The 20,826-nt window shown below is 32.8% G+C and carries 23 protein-coding genes; 17 read left to right on the forward strand and 6 right to left on the reverse strand.

Annotated elements, in window-relative coordinates; genetic code table 11:
- The first annotated feature begins 21 nt into the window (after positions 1 to 21).
- The 6 genes from radA (at position 22) to AB0A59_RS02435 (ending at position 4,035) form a co-directional block, all read left to right on the forward strand.
- Complete coding sequence (gene radA / locus AB0A59_RS02410) at positions 22 to 1,038, forward strand: DNA repair and recombination protein RadA (protein WP_458746157.1); 1,017 nt, start codon at positions 22 to 24, stop codon at positions 1,036 to 1,038.
- Between the two features lie 66 nt (positions 1,039 to 1,104).
- Positions 1,105 to 1,389, forward strand: coding sequence for a 50S ribosomal protein L21 (locus tag AB0A59_RS02415; RefSeq protein ID WP_458746159.1), 285 nt, complete (start codon positions 1,105 to 1,107; stop codon positions 1,387 to 1,389).
- Positions 1,390 to 1,413: 24 nt separating this feature from the next.
- Positions 1,414 to 1,782: an RNA polymerase Rpb4 gene (locus AB0A59_RS02420; RefSeq protein WP_458746161.1), complete on the forward strand. Its 369-nt coding sequence runs from the start codon at positions 1,414 to 1,416 to the stop codon at positions 1,780 to 1,782.
- A gap of 43 nt (positions 1,783 to 1,825) precedes the next feature.
- Positions 1,826 to 2,428 carry a DUF655 domain-containing protein gene (locus AB0A59_RS02425; protein WP_458746163.1) on the forward strand — a complete coding sequence of 201 codons (603 nt, stop codon included), beginning with the start codon at positions 1,826 to 1,828 and terminating at the stop codon, positions 2,426 to 2,428.
- Positions 2,429 to 2,501: 73 nt separating this feature from the next.
- Positions 2,502 to 3,272, forward strand: coding sequence for a ribosomal RNA small subunit methyltransferase A (locus AB0A59_RS02430; protein ID WP_458746165.1), 771 nt, complete (start codon positions 2,502 to 2,504; stop codon positions 3,270 to 3,272).
- Positions 3,273 to 3,666: 394 nt separating this feature from the next.
- The gene (locus AB0A59_RS02435) at positions 3,667 to 4,035 is read left to right on the forward strand and encodes a hypothetical protein (RefSeq protein ID WP_458746167.1); all 369 of its coding nucleotides are present in this window, start codon (positions 3,667 to 3,669) and stop codon (positions 4,033 to 4,035) included.
- 66 nt (positions 4,036 to 4,101) lie between these two features.
- On the opposite strand, the gene AB0A59_RS02440 is transcribed toward AB0A59_RS02435, so the two are convergent.
- Positions 4,102 to 4,569, reverse strand: a complete 468-nt coding sequence (locus tag AB0A59_RS02440) for a universal stress protein (RefSeq protein WP_458746169.1) — start codon at positions 4,567 to 4,569, stop codon at positions 4,102 to 4,104.
- Between the two features lie 273 nt (positions 4,570 to 4,842).
- On the opposite strand from AB0A59_RS02440, the gene AB0A59_RS02445 reads away from it, so the two are divergent.
- A complete protein-coding gene (locus AB0A59_RS02445) occupies positions 4,843 to 5,385 on the forward strand; it encodes a cupin domain-containing protein (RefSeq protein WP_458746171.1) in 543 nt (180 codons plus the stop codon).
- Between the two features lie 172 nt (positions 5,386 to 5,557).
- Here the strand turns inward: AB0A59_RS02445 and AB0A59_RS02450 are convergent, their stop codons facing one another.
- The gene (locus AB0A59_RS02450) at positions 5,558 to 6,892 is read right to left on the reverse strand and encodes a hypothetical protein (RefSeq protein WP_458746173.1); all 1,335 of its coding nucleotides are present in this window, start codon (positions 6,890 to 6,892) and stop codon (positions 5,558 to 5,560) included.
- Positions 6,893 to 7,187: 295 nt separating this feature from the next.
- Positions 7,188 to 8,000: an enoyl-CoA hydratase-related protein gene (locus AB0A59_RS02455; RefSeq protein WP_458746174.1), complete on the reverse strand. Its 813-nt coding sequence runs from the start codon at positions 7,998 to 8,000 to the stop codon at positions 7,188 to 7,190.
- A gap of 172 nt (positions 8,001 to 8,172) precedes the next feature.
- Here AB0A59_RS02455 and AB0A59_RS02460 point away from each other — a divergent pair, with 172 nt between their 5' ends.
- The 6 genes from AB0A59_RS02460 to AB0A59_RS02485 all read left to right on the forward strand — a co-directional run bounded on the left by AB0A59_RS02460 (position 8,173) and on the right by AB0A59_RS02485 (position 12,430).
- Entirely contained in the window at positions 8,173 to 8,541 is a 369-nt protein-coding gene (locus AB0A59_RS02460) for a PPOX class F420-dependent oxidoreductase (RefSeq protein WP_458746175.1), read from the forward strand.
- A 266-nt stretch (positions 8,542 to 8,807) separates the two neighbouring features.
- On the forward strand, positions 8,808 to 9,032 hold the full coding sequence (locus AB0A59_RS02465) for a translation initiation factor (RefSeq protein ID WP_261377866.1): 225 nt from the start codon (positions 8,808 to 8,810) through the stop codon (positions 9,030 to 9,032).
- Positions 9,033 to 9,270: 238 nt separating this feature from the next.
- Entirely contained in the window at positions 9,271 to 10,245 is a 975-nt protein-coding gene (locus tag AB0A59_RS02470) for a phosphosulfolactate synthase (protein WP_458746177.1), read from the forward strand.
- Between the two features lie 101 nt (positions 10,246 to 10,346).
- Complete coding sequence (locus AB0A59_RS02475) at positions 10,347 to 10,727, forward strand: VOC family protein (protein ID WP_458746179.1); 381 nt, start codon at positions 10,347 to 10,349, stop codon at positions 10,725 to 10,727.
- Positions 10,728 to 10,754: 27 nt separating this feature from the next.
- A complete protein-coding gene (locus AB0A59_RS02480) occupies positions 10,755 to 11,222 on the forward strand; it encodes an SRPBCC family protein (RefSeq protein WP_458746181.1) in 468 nt (155 codons plus the stop codon).
- 83 nt (positions 11,223 to 11,305) lie between these two features.
- Complete coding sequence (locus AB0A59_RS02485; RefSeq protein ID WP_458746183.1) at positions 11,306 to 12,430, forward strand: CAP domain-containing protein; 1,125 nt, start codon at positions 11,306 to 11,308, stop codon at positions 12,428 to 12,430.
- 207 nt (positions 12,431 to 12,637) lie between these two features.
- Here the strand turns inward: AB0A59_RS02485 and AB0A59_RS02490 are convergent, their stop codons facing one another.
- Complete coding sequence (locus AB0A59_RS02490; protein WP_458746185.1) at positions 12,638 to 12,916, reverse strand: hypothetical protein; 279 nt, start codon at positions 12,914 to 12,916, stop codon at positions 12,638 to 12,640.
- A gap of 321 nt (positions 12,917 to 13,237) precedes the next feature.
- On the opposite strand from AB0A59_RS02490, the gene AB0A59_RS02495 reads away from it, so the two are divergent.
- Positions 13,238 to 13,906, forward strand: a complete 669-nt coding sequence (locus tag AB0A59_RS02495) for a uracil-DNA glycosylase (protein ID WP_458746186.1) — start codon at positions 13,238 to 13,240, stop codon at positions 13,904 to 13,906.
- Between the two features lie 273 nt (positions 13,907 to 14,179).
- Here the strand turns inward: AB0A59_RS02495 and AB0A59_RS02500 are convergent, their stop codons facing one another.
- Positions 14,180 to 14,938, reverse strand: coding sequence for a sulfurtransferase (locus AB0A59_RS02500; protein ID WP_458746188.1), 759 nt, complete (start codon positions 14,936 to 14,938; stop codon positions 14,180 to 14,182).
- A gap of 124 nt (positions 14,939 to 15,062) precedes the next feature.
- Between AB0A59_RS02500 and AB0A59_RS02505 the strand changes: the two genes are divergently transcribed.
- Entirely contained in the window at positions 15,063 to 17,384 is a 2,322-nt protein-coding gene (locus tag AB0A59_RS02505) for an ATP-binding protein (RefSeq protein ID WP_458746190.1), read from the forward strand.
- 263 nt (positions 17,385 to 17,647) lie between these two features.
- Here AB0A59_RS02505 and ahr read toward each other — a convergent pair whose 3' ends face one another.
- Positions 17,648 to 18,658, reverse strand: coding sequence for an NADPH-dependent aldehyde reductase Ahr (gene ahr, locus AB0A59_RS02510; protein WP_458746191.1), 1,011 nt, complete (start codon positions 18,656 to 18,658; stop codon positions 17,648 to 17,650).
- Between the two features lie 235 nt (positions 18,659 to 18,893).
- On the opposite strand from ahr, the gene AB0A59_RS02515 reads away from it, so the two are divergent.
- Together AB0A59_RS02515 and htpX are read left to right on the forward strand one after the other, a co-directional pair.
- Positions 18,894 to 19,535, forward strand: a complete 642-nt coding sequence (locus tag AB0A59_RS02515) for a DJ-1/PfpI family protein (RefSeq protein ID WP_458746193.1) — start codon at positions 18,894 to 18,896, stop codon at positions 19,533 to 19,535.
- A gap of 281 nt (positions 19,536 to 19,816) precedes the next feature.
- A complete protein-coding gene (htpX, locus tag AB0A59_RS02520) occupies positions 19,817 to 20,713 on the forward strand; it encodes a zinc metalloprotease HtpX (protein ID WP_458746195.1) in 897 nt (298 codons plus the stop codon).
- The last annotated feature ends 113 nt before the right edge of the window (positions 20,714 to 20,826 follow it).

The following is a 20,826-nucleotide window of genomic DNA, read 5'->3' on the forward strand; positions in this document are numbered from 1 at the left end:
TTCGATAAAAATAGAGTATATTTGAATTTTAGTCCCGACTCTAGTCCATTCTTTAATCCTAAAACGAATAAAGATTCTTTTTCTTTAGATTTATTACCTAATTTGCCTGATGATATTATAAAGTTATTAAAAGAGTCAGGCTTTTTGTCCATAAAAGATCTAGTTATAGAGGGACCTTTTGAAATTTCTAATCGAATTGGAATTGGTATCGATGATTCTACATTCATCTATAATCAGTCTATTACATTTCTTGAGGATCTTGGAATAATGGAAAAGAGATTTACCCCAGCTACAACGTTGTATCATAAACGAAAAAGAATTGGAAGGATTTCTACTGGTTCTAAAAACTTTGACAAGCTTCTTGGTGGCGGAATTGAAATTAATGCTATTACCGAAGTCTATGGGGAATTCGGAACCGGGAAAACGCAATTATGTCATACTGCTTGCGTAATGGTACAACTAGATCAATCGGAAGGTGGACTAAAAGGCGGGGCACTCTATATTGATACTGAAAATACTTTCAGACCAGAAAGAATTGATGCCATTTCAAGAGCGCGAAATCTAAACCCAACCAAAATCCTAGATAACATTGTGGTTGCAAAGGCATACAGTAGTTCACATCAGGAACTAATATTGTCTGAGTCAAGTAGAATAATTGAGTCTCAAGATATAAAGTTGATGATATTTGATTCTGCTATCTCTTTATATCGCTCAGAATTCCTGGGATTATCTACGCTTTCAATCCGTCAACAGCGTTTGAATAAGTTAGTTCATACTATTATGCGGATAGCTCAAGCTCATCAAATCGCAGTCTTATTAACCAATCAGGTTCAATCATCACCAGAGTCGGGTTTTGCCGGCAATACTTTTAAAGCTGCTGGAGGAAATATCTTTGCTCATTCTAGCACATATAGGATTTTTCTGAGAAAGGCCGATAGGAATCGAATTGCTAGAATTGTAGATTCACCAAATCATCCTGAGAGTGAAATTTTGTTTTCAATAGGGGAATTCGGAATTTCTGATCCTATAAAAAAATAAAGTACATATAGGAATAGTATTTTAATTGTAAATAATTTTTATTAGGGTATTTATCAAGTGTGTTATATGCCCTCATCACACGGAACTAGAAGGAAATCCAGATCGATATTAACAAAATCTAACAAGATTACAGGTGTATCATATTTGCTTATAGAATACAAACCAGGTGATAAAGTTGTAATTGATATAGATCCAAGCGAGCATAACACTATGCCTCATAGACGTTTTCAGGGCAAAGTTGGAATAATCGAACAAGTTGGCAGACGCATCGTTAAAGTCGTTGTGGTGTTTGGAAGTAAGCCAAAGTACTTGCAAACAAAACTTAATCATATTCGACCAATAGTTGTCTAACTAATCAAAAAGTGTGTGTTTGATTTGCCCGAAGTAATAAAAAGAGAGATCGTCACTTTGTCTGAAGTAAAAAAAATATTAGAGACTATCCCTGTGGATGAGATGGATCAAATTCAACGTTGGACCTTTGATTACTCTAAGAAGTTTTCAAAGGTTGATTATGAGCCCGCTAAAGAAATGGTTGATCGCCTTGTGGCTGAAGGTGATTTGACTAATGAAGAGGCTGTAGAATTGGTCAATGTAATGCCACGGTCCATAGAAGAATTAAGGGCTTTTACATTTGGATGGAAAAAATTAATAGTAACAGAAAAGCTTGAAAGGATAAAATCCATTTTGCTCTCTAAGAATGAGAATAGTGGGGACGAACAACTTCAATCACAAGTTGAAACTTAAATAAAAAGCCATCTCTTATATAATTGTAAAGGTAAAGCAAATTTTGTCAAGGTATAATTCAAATAGAGATAATTATAGTAGACACAGTGATACTTTTTCTCCACGAAAATTCGAAGAATATGCTTACATCTTAGACTATATTCAAAATGGAAAATCATCAATTGTAAGAATGAGGGAGGGAGTCATCATTCATGCAATAGGTGAAGAACATTTAACATTATTAGAATTATTAGGAATCAGTAATGAAAAATTTAGCATTGGTGAACGCGTGTATATCGGTAAAGATGGACGGGAGAAAATTATTAGTGTATTGGGTAGACTTGATTATAATCACATCTCTCAATCGGCAAAAAATGAAATACCAATTGTAATTGAAAAAATAGTAGATGTAAATGAAAAACGATTTATAGAATATTTCAATTCCGCTCAGCCAATGACTCCTCGGGTTCATTCTCTTGAGCTTATCCCGGGGATAGGTAAAACATACATGAAATCGATACTGGATGAAAGGGATAAGCGAAAATTCGAATCATTTTCAGATCTACAAAATAGGACAGGATTACGAGATGCAACAAAATTAATTGCAAAAAGAATCTATGATGAAATTTCTGGTGAAACTCGCATGAATATCTTTGTAAGAAAATAGGGATAATTTTCACCCCAGAATTTCATTAGAATTCCATTTAAAAAGTTAAACCATAACCTTTTCTCAAATCACATTGATAAAGAAAACTAAATTAGGACAAAATTTTCTGATAGATCCTAATATAGTAAAAAAAATAATTCAGGAATCTCGGATCAGTAAAGATGATGTGATATACGAGGTTGGAACAGGAAAGGGTATACTTACTACAGAACTATGTAAAATTTCAAAATTTGTATATTCATTTGAACTGGATTCTGTTCTATACTCTAGTTGTAAGAGAAATTTGACACAAGCGAATTTAAAATTATTGAATACGGATGGTTTTAATGAACATCTGGCTATTCAATTTGATGTTTTTTTCTCTAGTTTGCCTTATTATGAGAGTCGAAATGCAATAACGTGGCTATGTCAAAGAGATTTTAGAAAGGGGGTAATTCTATTACAACGCGAATTTGCTGAAAAACTTCTTTCAAAGCCTGGAGAAAAGAATTATAGGGCTATTACTATATTGTCTCAATATAGATTCTCAATCAGTATATTATTTGATGTTCCCAGTACATCCTTTTCACCATCACCAAAAGTTGATTCGGTATTAATTGAGATCTGTCCGAGAACATTACCATTAACCAATAAAGTCATCAAAGATATTCGATTCTTGTTATCGTTTAGGAAAAAGACTACTTCATTTATTGTCAATTATTTTAAAAAGAATTATAACCGTAATTTCGATGATTTTGATCATTATGAATTTGGAAAAAATAAACTGATGAATTTGTCTCCAGAGGATATAGTTCGTTTTAGTCAATACCTTAATAATGATAATGATACTTGTAATAATAGCTAAATTATTGCAAATTAATTGAATAGCTACCCATAAATTTCAGGAAGAGGAATTGGTATTTAGAGTAGATCAGCTAATTTAATATTTCCTTGTGAATTCTTCATTTCATAGTAGACACGAATAAGCCTCCTCTACTTAAAATAAACATTGTCTTGGATCTATCTTATTTTACCTATTTTTTAATGAAGCACATAATCATATTGATTAATTTTAAGCCTGGTGAAATATCGGTAATTATATAAGGATTTCTGCAGCTATACTATTATCTAACCGATTATATTAGAAACATTTAGAAATTTGAATCAAAAAGATAGTTTGTGTTGTCTTGATTGGCGAATACAGTATACTAATTCAAGGTATTCATTTAATTACATCCATTTTATGGTGGAGTATTACTTTGATTGTTATTACTATTATTAGACCCTTAAACAAAGTGGGGAATCTATCTATAATATCGCCACCGATTCGTAGACTTGTGATATTTGCATCTACTATTTCTATCGCGAGCGGTTTTGTCCTATTTGGCTTTAATTCAAATTTCCAATTTGAGGATTTGGTTTATACAACAAATGGTAGTGTCATTCTATTTAGTGGATTTCTATCACTAATAGTTTATTATCATGTTTTATCTGGATCAAATCATAATTCAATGGTATCAAAGTTGCACAAAGTGTTAAAATTAAATAAATTCATTCCATCTATCATGTTTGGTTTTCTTACCACTGCCATGGTATCAATGATTCTTGCATCTGCTATAATATTATAACTAAATCGTACTATATTAAGAAGTAAATTCTATGTTTCTACTACTTGTCAAAACTTGATGGTAACATTATTTTACTATCAGGATAGGACAATGGGCATAGGTAGAAATTCCGGAGGCCACACTTCCTACTATTAGTTTTTTCCACCCGGATTTGCCTTTGGATCCGATAATTATTAAATCAATATTTTCCTTCTCTGCATATGTTAGGATACCTTCTAATATTGATATTACTGTAAACACGACTTCAGTTTTAATTTGTACATTCATTTTCTCAGCTCTCTTGTTTATTTCTTTAAACCCTTTTTCTGCTTCTTGTTTTGCCTCAAGGTTCAAATCATTTAATGAACTTGATGTAATGGTACCTGCTACTGTTTCTTTGTGAAAAGCAAATCCTGTTTGTGAATATAAAACGTGCAACGCTATTAGCTCACCTTTATATTTTTCAGCTAGGTCGACTGCGTAGTCAATGGCTTTCATCGAATTTATAGAACCATCTACAGGGGCCAAAATCTTGCTAAATATGCTGTTATTCACGTTTATCTATGAAAACATTCTCCAACATAAAACTATTTTTTTCAACTGTTTTAATTAAATATCAGAAACTAGGTGTTTGTTGGTCATAAAAAGCAGAGTCCGTCAGTAGGTCGATCTTATGAAAATATCATTTAATTAAGCCTAGATCTATATCCTCAAAGATAAAATGGGATGGTGATCCTTTCATTAAGCCGCCATCCTACTATGGTGATATCTGAAGACAATGCAATTTATCAGAGTAATTCTTAATATTTGCAGAATGAAGTTCTTTTGATGATTAATGCAGAGTTTATAATTAAAAAATTACAATTAGAGAAACATATCCATGAAGGCGGATATTTTAAAGAATCATACCGTTCTCCTGATATTATATCTAACGATAAATCTCATGACAAAAAACACGAAAGTAAAATTTCTGAAGAGAAAACTTATACTAAAAAAATACGACCTGCTTCAACGTTAATATATTATTTATTGGTCGGAACTCAATACTCTGCTATACATAGAGTCAAGAGCGATGAAATTTGGCATTTCTATTTGGGTAGTCCTGTTACCATTCATATAATTAACGACGAGAATATCAGTCCAAGAGTACAACTTGGCAATAGTTTTGAAAACGATGATAATATTCATTACGTAGTAACAAAGGATACTTGGTTTTGTGCTGAAATAAACGATAAGACATCATTTGCATTGATGGGTTGTACCGTATCCCCAGGATTTGATTATGAAGATTTTGAGTTAGGTAGTAAGGATAAATTGTTACTTCAGTATCCCCAACATAAGGATCTCATAGAAAGGTTCTCAAATCAATGAAATCTAAACCAAATTTCTATTTTTCCGTTATATAACTATAGTTATTTCTACTAATATATGATTATCACATCAGATAATACTTATAATACTCATAGCATTTTATCCATCTAGTAGTCTCCCCAAATCATGCAGTTTATTTGATTTGATTTGATTTGAATTGAATTGATAACTGTTATTCTGATGGTGTAATTATTTTAAACTTCTTTCTACATAGTTTGTGGATTTGTTCTTCGATATCTCTAATTGTCGATACCATTTGTTCCTCAAGCTCTATTTTTTGCTTAGTAATTTCCTCCCTCCTTTGAGTTTCCGATATGATGATTCTCTCCTCTTCCTTTCTCTCCTCTTCCTTTCTCTTTATATCGTCGAGGATTGCTATTTTGTCTTTGTCTTTTAGTCGATCTATTTTTGAATCTAATTCTTTGATCTCTGCTTTAAATTTCGGTAGTTCATCTATTAGAATATCAAAATATTGTAATACCTTTTTAGAGTCTTTTAATACAATTTTATTACTGTTTACAGATTCTTTGATATTCTTTAGTAATGTAATATATTCTGACATATCTGGTTTAGAAACTATTTCTGCGGGTTTATTTACAATTGTTTCTATTTTTTCTACTGTTCCTCTTGATAGTCCATAAGAATACTTATTTGCTGCTTTTGTCAAGTGATTGGAAATTTCGTAGAGATCATTCATTGATTTAATCCTCTTCCTATCAATTTCTTCTTTTTCTTGTAGATATTTTAAACATTTATTATAATCTGAGGATGATTTTATTAAATTAATTTCCTTTTCCTTCCTATCTTTCCCTTCTTCAAGTTGTCTGATCTTTTCATCAAGATTTTTCAATGTAGTAATAGCCCTGTTAATTTCATCTATTTTGGAATGTATCCCTAGGAGGTTAGATCGACAATCTTCTATCATTTTTCTTTCCTCGGTTATCTCCTTATATCCATCGTTTAATTTTTCAGAACTATCACTAATTCTTTTTAATTCTCCCCTTAAACTATTAGCATGTTTTTTCATAAAGGTATTGACGATTCTGCTATGCGAACTTGTAACTTCGCCAAACCTGTTTATTGACGCATCAACGGAATCCCTGAATTTGATAAACTCTTCAAAGGTCTTGGGAACAGGCAATATGTTGGACGATTCGCGTTTTAATGCCCTTACAATGGTGTTTTTTGTATTCTGCACTAATGGCATCAGCTTTTGTTCTTCCGTAGTTATGACTTCTGAGTCCAAATCCTCTGCAATATTGTTAATGTGTTGGAAGGCCAGATTCGTATCCTCAAATATCTTTTCGAAATTAATCAAGAGTGTCTTAGTTATCCTTCCTTCACTTTTTTCTAACTCCTTTACCGCATCCTCAATAGTAATTTTATTGTCTGGAGCCTGAACCGTCGGTGTTGTTGAATTTGCAGCAGCAGCAGCAGCAGCACTCTTTTTATTATTTAATTTTGAAATATCTTTATCTCTTCTCTTGAAAAAATTAAATGAGGGCATGAAATCTATATTAATTTCGACAAAAATAAGTATATATGTTAACATGGAAAAGTTCAATATTTATTCCGTGCTATCTTGATTATGATATGGTGTTGAGCAACAAAGATATCATTCATAGATCATAATTCGGGATTCTTTGAAATTATCTCTTCTCTAATTGTTGGTATTTTCGAATCTATCCTGTCGACTATTTTTAACTTGATTGTTTGCAATTTAGACCTTATTTTATCATCCGATAAAATTGAAAAGAGCTATAAAAGATGGCCTATTAGTATCTATTAAGTGAAAATGATTATTATTTTTCTCTTAGGTTATCCCGTCTATTTATTAGATTGTAAAAACATTCTTTGAAGGCAAGATATTCGAGGAGTAGTCCGGTATCAATATCTACATCTCTTGCCTTGTTTATTAGTACTTTGCAGGTCTTCGTCACCATGGAAAAATTATTATGAATGGATTCTGCAATTGAAACGCATTCAAGCATTAATTTTTCTTTTAATAAAACATCGTTCTGGGTCGTAGATCTATCCTGAAGCTTTTCATTGTCGTTTAATTTAATTACTTTATTGACGAGTTTTATTTTATATGCTTCGTTGGCGTCAATTATTTTTCCTGTATATATCAATTCTTTTGCTTTCGAGATGCCTACTACTCTTGATAATCTTTGTGTGCCTCCCCACCCAGGTGAAATTCCAATCTTGACCTCTGGTTGCCCTATTTTTGCATTAACGGATGCAATTCTAATATCACAGGCTAGTGCGATTTGGCATCCACCCCCTAATGCAAAACCATTAATTGCAGCAATCACCGGCTTGTCTAACCCTTCAATATTGTTTAATAGTTGATGAACATGATTTGCGTAATGAATTGCTTCATTAGGTGACATTTTAATAACATGGTTTAAGTCCCCCCCAGCACTAAAAGCGGTAGATCCTTCTCCTGTTAATATTACGGCAGAAATTTTTTCGTTGGTTTCACATAAACCGATTTCGCGCTTTAATTCTGTAACCAAATCAAAATTAATCGCATTAAGAACCTCTGGTCTATTTATCTTGATTATTCTAATATTTCCTCGTTGTTCAGTAATAGTGTATCTCGTATTCGGCAATTAAATAGTGTATTTTCATTATTTAGTTATTTAGACTTTGAATTTCTTAGAGCTAGATACTATTAGTTCAACAGTCTTATTCTTTTTATCCTTTTAATATAGAATGATTCGCACACCCCAATAGATCTTTGCTAATGACATTCTTTATAACTTGCAGACAATCAAAAATGTTATGCCTGCAAATACACAACATTTTGAAAATGAATCCTATTTAAAGCTTGAAACGTATAGAAAAAACAATGATCCCGTGATTACACCTGTTTGGTTCGTCTTAAAGGATAATAATATTTTCGTAGTAACTAGAGAAAAGACCGGAAAGGTTAAACGAATTAAGAATAATAGTGTAGTGAGAGTGGCTCCGTGCAATTATAGGGGCGTATTAAAGGGAACATGGGTACTCGGTAAAGCACATTTTGTTGATTCTCATGAAAAAAGCGATATTTTAAAAATAAGAAGTAAGAAATATGGCATTAAAGCAAAAATAGCAAACATACTAAGTATACGAAAAGGAAATTATGTGGTAATTGCAGTACAAGTTTGATTTTTCATTCTTGATATCCTCACACAAAATTAGTTTCCTTAGTGTTTGGGCTGATACCAACATTATTCAATTATCATTTATCTGCATTAGACACGTAATAGATAACAAAAAATAAATATCATCACTAAATAGTAATCAGTATATCAGAGACAAAAAAAGAGAAACCAGTAAGTTCTAAAAAAAATAGAATAGAACAATATGCAGCCGCAGACGAGAATTCTTTTGATGATTTATTAAAAAAACTCGATGAAGATGAGATCAAAATAATTGTTCAACTATACGTGATTAAGCGAGGTAAACGGGTAACAAACATCAAGGGGTTTACCGATCAAGAAAAAATGGAGTCAATTGCTCATGAATTAAAAAAGACTATAGGAACAGGTGGGACTGCAAAAAATGGCATGATCGTATTGCAAGGGGATCATAGATCCAAGGTAACTGAATTTTTGTTGACCAAGGGTTATTCTAGAGAATCTATAGAAGTAATTTGATTGATTTAGAATAATATTCAATGATTTTTTTATAACCTGATTATTACTGCATTGAATTCTTCTCTTTATCATTCTCTTTTTAGATTTAATATAGGTGCTTATGATCTGATTTCCCATATATAAAAACACAGTGTAAAACTCAATTCTGTGATTTGAACATGTTTTGTTTCAACAATTGTCTTAAAATGTGGTATAATTCAATATACCTCTTTTCCTATTGATACTTATGCTCGACCATTTGTCTACTAAGAGGATTGATTGGCAGAAGCCGCGAAATGAAGGTATTACGTACATCGTAGATAAATTTCAAGGGTTTGATAGTGCAAACTTCAAAGTAATTTCTCCATTAATCGATATTGTAAAAATTTATGGTCCTTTACCCCTTTTGATTTCAAACGATCAATTGATGGATCGGATAAATTTCTACCATGAACATGACATATTGGTTTCCGTTGGGAGTACACTCACAGAATACGCACTGCTGGAAAAATCATTTGATAAATACATTGAAGATGCCTCAAAACTGGGGTTTGACATTATTGAAGTAGGTGAAAATAATATTGAATTATCTCTAGAAAAAAAGAAACACATTGCAGTCAAAATAAAGTCTAAAAATCTCATAGCACTTTGGAAGGTGGGCAAAAAAGATCCGAGCCGGCAACTCACATTTGATCAGACAATCGCTAAAATCAATGAGGCCATAGAAGTGGGTTCAGAAAAAATTCTCCTTGAGGGTAATCTGGGGTACGCTGTAGGAATATATGATGAAAAAGGAAATATTAAGTGGAATGTAGTTGGTGCAGTAACATCAAAAATATCTCCAAATAAGATCATATTTGAAACTCCTCTGGAAATTCAACAGTCAGCAATGATTGCAGAATTTGGTCAAAGGGTAAATCTTGGTGAAACAAATTTGGAGAACGTAATATCCATTGAATCGCAGAGAAGGGGATTTTTATCCCGATCAAGTTATGGAATTTCCAGTATGAAAAAAATAGCCAAAGGTAGTCCGGCTACAAAATTTATTTATTATATTATTCGAACAAAAAATTCTATGGAACAAGGTGAATTAATTAATATTACTAATTTACCGCGTAGAACAGTTCAAACAGGGTTAGAAGAACTAAAAGATCAAGGACTAATTGTTGAAAAGACTAATCTAGATGATATAAGGAAGAAGATTTATCATATAGTGAAAGATGAATGGATATAAAATCATTTAATTGATTTTATGAACATCTGATAATAATTTTCTCGATTCAATACAATATGAAACATTAAAAGGAAGCGGGTTGATTGGGAATTAATTATATAATGGTGATAACTGGAATTGCTTCAACATCTATATTTGTAAAAGATCAACAGGAATCTTTGAATTTTTGGGTTGATAAGGTAGGCTTTGAAGTTATATGTGATCTACTATTGGAATCAAACTTCAGATGGGTTGAGATTGCCCCCAGATCATCAGATTCCTCGATGAATCTATATCCAAAATCACTAATTTCCAAAAAAGATCTAAAACCAATGCCCGTGATAGTTTTTAGAACTAATGATATTCGGAGCACCTTCAATAATCTTAAAGCAAGAGGAGTCACATTTTCTCGTAATCCTTTAAAATCTATTCTAGGAATTCATGCGATGTTTAAAGATGTCGATGGAAATGAATTTCTAATTCTGGAGAAGCTTAAATCTTGACTTAATTTGGTGGTGATGTGTTGAAAATTGAAATCCTTTGAACAATCATTCCTGGTCAATTATGGCGTAGATGAAGTTTGGAATTTCTACACCGATATCAATCATTTAGAAATAGTTACACCACCCAACCTAAAATTAAAGATTATCGAAACCTCTGATAGACAAATTGTCGAAGGTCTCAGAATAACAGTATCGGGGAGGTTAGCCCTTTATAACAGCAAATGGTATTCAAAAATATCTTTGGTTGATAAATCTAAATATAAGTATATAGATGAAATGGTAAAAGGACCATTCAAAAAATGGAAACATGTACATTTATTTTCAGAGATTGGAAAAAATCAAACAGTAGTTACAGATAAGATTGAATTCGAATTACCTTTTTTCTTTTTAGGAAAATTGATGGAAGGATATGTGGAAAATAGTTTAAGGAAAATTTTTGAATATAGAAAAATTCAAACTATGAAATACTTATCAAATAAATCTGTAGATGAGTAGACCTAATTTCTTGTTGGATCAGATAAATAAATTACTGGTATATAAGATGGAAATAGAGAAAAAAATTAAGAAGATTTTACTGTATGAATAATACAAAAAATAAAAATATTATTTTTTATGTAAAGTCATTGCATATGCCTTATAAGTACCAACCATTGTTAGTTGGTTTCCTTTTGGTTATTTCTTTACTTATTCATAATGTGCCTTTATCAAACGCATCAAATCCCTTCTCTTCGTTTAACTATAATGATTCTTCAGGCAATATGCAAGCATTAAAGAGTTTTGCATTATCCCAGATAAATGAGGATCGGGCAGAGCATGGTCTCTCGCCGTTGTTAGAAAGTAATAACACAGCTGCCCAAATTCACGCAAATGAGCTGTTACAGACAAAGACTATATCTCACATGACAATGAACGGGTTTAAACCCTATATGCTGTATTCCTTGTATAACGGTACTGGCTACGTTCAACAAAACGTAGGTCAGATAAGTTATGTGCTTTCAGATGATGGCCACAACTACTATAAAGCATCTGATTTATGTTATGATTACAAGCGGTTTTACTGTCCGGTCATCGATCAATACAAGGCAATTAGTGACTTGGAATACTCAATGATGTATAATGATGAGGATTGTTGCAACAACGGACACAAAAATAATATTTTAAACAAGTTTCATACCCACGTGAGCATTGGCATCGCATTTAACAAGTATTATTTTGTCATGGTGCAGAATTTTGAAAACCACTATCTAAATTCAGACCTTAAAATCCTAAAAAATAATGAAGATATAATCTTGGAAGCTAAAATCAATAACCAAAATAAGTTTAATTTTGTCATAAATCATGTTTCATTTTTCTTAGACGAGTATCCAACCAAACTAAGTTATGAAAAAAATGCAGACACAAATAGTTACGATTTTGGAGATCTTAAATTAATGGTATCTAAACCACTACCTTCAGACTTGCAATATATACAGGAAGAACATGATGATTCCTACAAGATAATAGAAGCGAAAAAGTGGGATTTAAACAAGGATAATATTGATTTGGAATTTCAGCTTCCAGATACTTTAAACATAAAAAATAAAATATTGACAATGGTTGTTTATGCTCAGACACTTGATGATAATCCAGATAGAATGCAAGATAAAGACAATCTTAACTCTGAATATGTTCCTATAACGTCCTATACTTTTTTTAATTACTGATTTTTAAAAAGAGTTTGTATATAGGCAAATAATCTATGATATACCCAATTCAAATAATTCATTTCCATCAAACACTACACTCTTCTCATTCGCTTTTATACTTGTAAGGAATGCTGATTTTATACTTCAAATTAATATTTGACTTTTGCTACGAACTTTTGTACCTACTTATAAGATACTATTTCAAAAAGGGGCTGCAATTAGGAATTAAGATTTGCCAAATTTGTGTATGGACAAAATCCCTGATAATAATCCTGTAAGTCTAAGAAAAACGATTTGCTCAAATATTTCCTTAGTAAGATCTTGTAACTTTCCATCATCATGCACATCAAAGTCTTTTTCATAGCTTCGTTCTATCCATTGAAGTACTTTCTTATCTAAATCATCTACGTTCTTATCTCCAATTGTCGAAATCACATTGCCTTCAATCAACTGTCTTACAAACTCAGTAACTGTCCAGTATTGGAATTCAATTAGCGGATGCATAGTAGGTATAGTAATTTTTAATATTTAATACTTCTGTTTTGAATTCAAATTTTTAGCTTTACTTTCATTTGATAATAACAGAAATCCACCTTGAAGATTGGATCCAAAATCGAATCAATAAATTTTCATTTTCTTATGAAATTTGTCAATAATAATTTGCTTTAATGCTGGTTATCTTGATTGTTTGGGCAATAACATTGTATGTTAGCATACAAATCGTAAATACATTACATACAAAATCTATATTCAAATCAATAGTAAAGAACTATATTGAATATTGGTGTATACTAAAATGAAAAAAAGAAAGACGGATGAACATAATTGTCATTAGATAAAGTAAATGAACAAATCTCTGCATGCAACCTTTGTCCTCGTCTTCAGGAATATATTCGCAAAGTGAGTGACGATAGGCCGCAGAGATATAGAGGGCACAATTATTGGGCAAAACCTGTGTCCTCCTTCGGCGATCCTAAAGCGAGATTGTTGATAATTGGTTTAGCACCAGCAGCCAATGGTGGTAACAGAACAGGAAGAATGTTTACAGGAGATAGCTCCGGCGAATGGTTGATGAAAGCAATGTTTGAAACTGGTTTTGCTAATCGCCCACATAGTGTGTCTATTAATGATGGATTGCTCTTATCAGACGCATACGTTACCTCTATAGTAAAGTGTGCTCCTCCAATGAATAAACCCTCGAATACAGAAATTTCTAATTGTTCTCTCTTTTTAAAAAACGAGTTGAATCTGTTAAAAAGTACTGTAGTAGTAGTCATAACTTTAGGCAAAATGGCTTTTGATACCTATTGCAAATTGAATAATATAAGGGGATTGAAATTCAAACATGATAGCGTTTACCAAATTGATTCTACTACGACTTTGATCGTTTCATATCATCCAAGCAGGAGAAATACCAATACAGGGACTTTAACGTGGCCCATGTGGATTCAAATATTTGTAAAGGCAAAGTCGATCATTGATGCCAAGTTATAGAGGTGTATCTAGTCGTCAAAAACTTATACTTCAATTTGTGACCAAATAAGTTAACTAGATAGCAAATCCATATCCCTATAAGTCTTTGAATAGACCAAAAAGATAAATTAACAATGACGGGATTCCAGTAGTCGCAGATTTTTGATTAATTAATTTATTAATCCATAAAGATATTTTCCTGTCATTATTGTTTGATTGCTTCTATGAGTGCTTCTATGAGTAGCGAAAGGATTCATAACTATCAAGATCCAATGCAAAATCAGGTGATAATTTTTATCGCAAAGGATATTTGCGCTTGGCCCAATCTATGATAGAACCATCATACAGTCTTACATTCTCAAAACCTGCTTGTTTTAGTTGTAAATAGGTATGTGCTGCTCTAATTCCAGAGTGACAATAGCATATGATTTGTTTGTCCTTGGTGATACCTATTTTTTCAAAATCCTGCCTTGATATTTCTACATCTTTGATCATTTTTCCTCTGTCTCCAAACCCCTCTTCATAATTATGCAGGATTGATCCTGGAATTCTTGCTTGGAAATGTTCTTGAGGCGAGCGTGCATCAATTATGATAGTTTCAGGCTTGTCTTTCTCTTCATAAATTAATTGTGCATCCGCTCTCTCAGTTGCATTAATACGTGCAACAAATCCTTTGTCTGATTTTGTAGCTGAATTCTTGGATTTATGGTCCGTTGTTATAGGATATCCCATACGTACCCAGTTTTCAAAACCGATGTCTAAAATTTTTACATTCTTGTGTCCAAAATAAATAAGTGTCCAAACAATTCTTGCAAGGGAAGGGTCTGGATAATCACCGTATACGATGACTAGTTTGGTGTCATCAATACCCATGTCAGTAAATATTTGCTCAGCCACATGGCGTGCAATGACTAAATGAGACCCATTTTCATCGATTGATATAACATTTTCTACACTCATTGGTATCGCATTCTTAATATGACTGAATCTAAAGGGCATAATGCCCCTGGAATCAATTATAGTCAAATTTTCATCTTCTATATGTGAAGTCAACCAGTCTGCGTCTACTATAATATTCATTTATGAAAAATCATATATATAGTTGAGTGAATGTGTTATATTTCTTTAACAAATTCTTTTTAAGAAATTTTTAACTAGATTTCTATGATCTATTCAAATGGTTTTATATACCTGCTGGGTAACTTTTTGTATATCCTTGGATTCGGGTAAATTAGAAGGAAAGTCATTACCTACTCATGGCCTTCATCTGCATAAGAATACGCAAATATTATATGGATCTAAAAATGCGGTGGGAAAAGGAGTAGAATTTATGAGAAATGTTAATCATAGGATGGATATTACATTTGATCATAGGGCTCCTTCAATAGTAATTGAAATTCCCCAATACTACAATGGTTATGCGGATATTATAAAAAGAGGCGGAAAAATTAGATGTATAACCGAAATTACAAAAGAGAATCTACACTATTGCGAGGACTTGGTGCAAAAAGTAACTGAATTAAGACACATGGATGGTCTTAAAGGCGGAATCGCTATAAATGAATCCGAGTATATGGCTACTACAGTACTTAAAGAAGCGCAGCCATTAACTGAGGTAATCTACAGCAACGTAGATGAAGTAGTTGCACAAGGGCAGTTTATTTTTGATACTTTATGGAAAAATGCTACACTTGCCCAAAAAAAGATTAAGGAGTTAAAAGAAGGGATCGAGTCTTATGAAACAAAACTGATTACAGAATCTAGTGATTCCTTAATAGAAACTGAGTTAGAACGGATAATACGGAATTCTTCTGAAGTTAATATTTGTACATCTATAGACTGTTTAAGGATTCACAAGAATTATCTTGTAGATTCTATAACACATGCATTAACAAATGAGCGAATTAATGCACATAAACAAATACGTATTCTTGTTGAAATCAATAGAAATAATGTAGAAACAGTTAAAGAATTCTTAGATTTAGGACTACAAATTAGACATAACAAAGATATATCTTCTATCGACTTCACTGTCACTAGTTCGGATCTTATTATTGCTGTTAAGAGAACAGAAAAAAACGATCCTAGTGATAGTGTTTTGTATAGTAATGATCCATCTTATCTGAGTCATTTCACGAATGTATTTGAAGAGCTATGGAAAAATAGTAAAGATCCGGAAAGAGTCATAAAATCATTGGAAGAGGAAACTGAATTATCGTTTATAGAAACCATAGATGATCCCAAGGAATCAGTGAAATTGATTCGTACTTTGATATCCTCTGCTAAATATGAAATTTTAGCTATTCTTCCCAATTTTAATTCATTTTTGAGACAGGTCGAATCGGGAATGATGGAGTTTATAAAGAATGTGTCTTTATCAAAAAGGAATGTAAATATCAGAATCCTTGTCGTAGAGGAAACTAATAATGAAATACCGCACAAGATATTGACAATATTTAATAAATTTAATGGAAATATTCCTGGTAGTTCTAACTATGACGAGGTCCCATTGGAATTTCAATTTAGGGATATTGAAAATTTTAGATTGAAAATTCTAAATAGCAAGTTATTCACTGAGATAGGATTCTTAATTATTGATAAGAATAAATCATTGATAATCGAATCAAAAAATATATCTTCGCTTGACATGGTCGAATCTATTGGACTTTCCTCTTATTCTAATAGTGCCAGAATTTCTAAATCCTATGCGTCTATATTTGAAGCTCTTTGGAATCAAGCCGAACTATATGATAAATTAAAAGTACAAGACAGATTGCAGAAAGAATTTATTAATATTGCGGCACATGAACTCAGAACTCCAGTGCAATCATTATTGGGTTTTTCCGATATCTTGATGAATACCAAGGGTGACATCGAAAGCTATAGCAAATTTATAGTTACTATGAATCAGAGCACAAAGAGGCTTGCACGATTAATTGATAAAGTATTGGATGTTACCCAATTAGAAAATGAATTATTGATGCTCAATAAAGAAAATTTTAATTTAGAGAAACTTGTAATAGAAATTGTAAGAGAATACAATAATACTATAAATCTCTTAAATCGAAATCAATTGGAAATCCTTTACGATTCCAGACTCGATGATTTCAATAATGTAAAATCTGAACGCAGCAAAAATTTTGGAAATGTATTTGCGGATAGAACACGAATTATTCAAGTCATCATGAATATCTTAGAGAATGCAATTGAATTTACAGAAAGAGGTACAATCACTTTGAGATTAAGTGAGAACATGACAACCCATGAAGTTGTGTTGACCGTTAGTGATTCGGGCAGTGGGATTGATCCAGAAGTTTTACCTAATCTCTTCACAAAGTTTGTGTCAAAATCTCATAAAGGAACCGGATTGGGATTGTACATTTCAAAAAAAATAATCGAGGCACACAAAGGCATGATATGGGCTGAAAATTGTTACGATAGTAATAACAAAATTAAAGGTTCAAAGTTTACACTGATCTTACCATCTAAACGTAATTAAAATTAATCTCATCTGCATCGTTATCAAGAAGTTGTAGTACTACCAATAAAATCAGTTGCTTATTGAACATTAATTAAGCCAAGGCTTGGAATTTTTGAAGAAAACATGTGGATTAAGAATTAATTGTACGTGTAGGATATTATTTTTTTTCTCTGCTATTATTTGAATAAATTTCCTAAAATAAGAAGAGAGTGAGTTAGAAATTGATTGATTGGAATAGGATATCCGTACATCGATAGAAATAAGAATTCTTCAATAATTGACTAGGTTAGATCATTTCTTAATATGATACGATATCTTGCTTTTCCTGCTTCTAAATGTTCAAAGGCTTCATTGACTTTGGATAATGGATATTCCTCAACTAGTGGGTTGATTTGATGTCGGGCACAAAACCCAAGCATACTCAAGATAACCCCAGGACCTCCAGTAGGAGATGCTCCAATTGATCTTTCGTGAGAAATCAAGGGAGATATAGTGGCCCTTACCTGTGGAACGGCACCAACAATATGCAATCTTCCCCCAGGGGCTAGAGTATTGATATAAGCGTCCCAGTCTATCTCAACATTTGCCGTTACAATAATGAGATTAAATCTATTTGTTAATGAGCTCAAGCTGTCCAAATTATTTGAATTTATAAAATGATGTGCACCAAATTTACGCGCTTCTTTCTCTTTTTTAGGATTAGTAGAGAAAGCTGTAACTTCACATCCCCACGCTTTGAGAAACAGGAGAGCCATATGGCCCAGTCCTCCTATCCCTACCACTCCCACATGATCTGTAGCCTTGATCTTATTTTGAATAATGGGGTTAAATACCGTAATACCCCCACAAAAGAGTGGCCCTGCTGTTTTAATGTCTAGCTTGTCTGGGAGTGGAAACGCCCATAAGGCTTGACAACGGACTCTGTTTCCAAATCCACCGTGTCTACCTACAATGACATCTTCTCCAGTCAAACATCTGTTATGATAGCCACTCAAACATTGTTCACATGTTTGACATGAACGCGATCTCCATCCTACTCCAACTCGTTGACCTGTTTTTAAATGAGTTACCATCTTTCCAACTGCTGAAATTTTTCCTATGATTTCGTGCCCTGGAACAAATGGATATTTTGTGATTCCCCATTCATTCTTGAGCATGTGTAGATCGCTATGACATATGCCACAATATTCAATATCTATATCGACTTCATCAGGTTCGAGTGGTCCCAGTTGGTATTCAAAAGGTTCCAATTTTGATCCCTGTTTGGCTGCAGCAAAAGCATGGACTTTCATAATACTAGTTCGGCTATACTGTATAAATAATTATTAGTCTATTTGAAACCAGCCAGATGTCGACATAAAAAATAAAATTTAGAAATTAGTATGTGAGATGTTTGCATGTGCAAATATACATACCGAATACTGACCTCGTCAGAACTATACTACGTCATAATGATGTCAAACCTAAAACCTGCAAATTCATTGAAATTTTAGAATCTATACAGTGAAAAATAAAGGTGGAGTTATTATGCATTTAGATATGTTATCTACAACGGAAAAAAAAAATTCTAATATAAAGACAGTTGGAATTTTGATATTTGACGACGTAGAAGTTTTGGATGTTGCCGGCCCATTCGAAGTTTTCTCGATGACACGTCTTGATGAAAATAAAAGGTATGAAACCACATCGCCCTTTCGAGTTTTACTATTATCGGAAAAAAAAACACCGGTTACTGCAGTCGGAGGATTAAAGCTAATTCCTGATTTTACTTTTGATGATTGTCCAACTTTGGACTTGTTTGTTATACCTGGCGGATGGGGCACACGCAGAGAGGTAGATAATCATGTACTGATCCAAGAGATATCAAAACTATCTGCAAAGTCCATTTTAACAGCCTCAGTATGTACGGGATCGAGTCTAATTGGAAGGGCGGGACTTTTGGACGGAAAAAAAGCTACTACTCATTGGAGAGCATACAATTTTCTACGCGAATCTGCACCCAAAGCAGATGTACAAGAAGATGTGATTTTTACAATCGATGAACCTATATTTACTTCTGCGGGGGTCGCTTCAGGCATAAGATTATCTTTATACCTTGTAAGTCATCTTTTTGGAGCGCTTGTTGGCAAAGAGACTGCTCGGTTCCTTGAATTTCCATATCCCGAATAGCCTAAAGACAAAAAGGGTCGTTAAGTAATTTTATTAACGAATATCTGCAGGAATTTCAAATTTTTCTAGATGAGGGATAGTCAAATAGTCATGATCAATTTTTAAAAATCTCATGCAATATTTCTGAGTCATGTAATATGCTATGAATGATTTTATTTGACTATGAAGTTCCGGAATCGCTAACGAAGTATTTTATTTATCTTTCTCACGAGATGAAACAAAACAAAGAAATAAAAAAATATTATGATTAAATAGCGAATCATCCCAATATAAATAGAAAAATGGGGAGTTCTTGGAGAAGAAGGGATACTGGTATAACAATAAGAATAATAATTTGCTTGAGTATTTTAGCCCTTTTATATATCGTATTTATCACAGTTTTGGCTTATTTTGGCCTAGGTTTTTTTCCAATAGTTGTAATTTCCGCAGTTTTTATTTTGGCTCAGTGGTTTTTTTCAGATAGACTAGTTCTATGGAGTACTGGAGCAAAAATAGTTACCAAGGAACAGTATGAAGGTTTGCACTCTATGGTAGAAAATATAGTTTCTAACAATAATTTGCCTAAACCCAAGATTGCTGTTGTAAACAATCGAATTCCAAATGCGTTTGCCACAGGCAAAGGTCATCGTAGTTCTGTGATCGCTGTTACTACAGGGCTGTTAGAAATATTGGAGCCAGATGAATTAGAGGGAGTTTTAGCACACGAAATAACACATGTAAAAAATCGAGATGTAATGGTAATAACACTCGCTAGTTTGTTTTCAACCATAGCATGGCAAATGATGCAATTCGGATTTTTTGGAGGAATATATGGCGCAGGAAGGGATAGAAATAATGGAAGTTCTATTATAATCATAATTCTTGTTTCATTAATAACATGGATAGTAAGTTTTCTTATAATTAGGGCAATCTCGCGTTACAGGGAATATTCTGCAGATAGAGGCGCTGCCCAAATGACTAGAAAACCTGCCAGTTTGGCTAATGCATTATTGAAAATTAGTGGAACCATGCATAAGGTGCCACCAAGGGAATTAAAACACATAGAGGGGTACAATGCCTTTTTCATCATTCCTGCATTTTCAGGTGATACTCTTACACAACTCTTTTCAACTCATCCACCGATCGAAAAGAGAGTTCAGAAATTATTAGACATGGAGTCGTCAATGCATCGATATTAATATATCCTACAGGGCCGATATTAAACTAAAGATGAATTCAATTTTGAGCTAGCATTTGATTTATTCATTAGACTATGTAGTTAAATCATGGAAACTGAATTGGATGACTGTGA

Source organism: Candidatus Nitrosocosmicus sp. T (genome assembly GCF_054408485.1).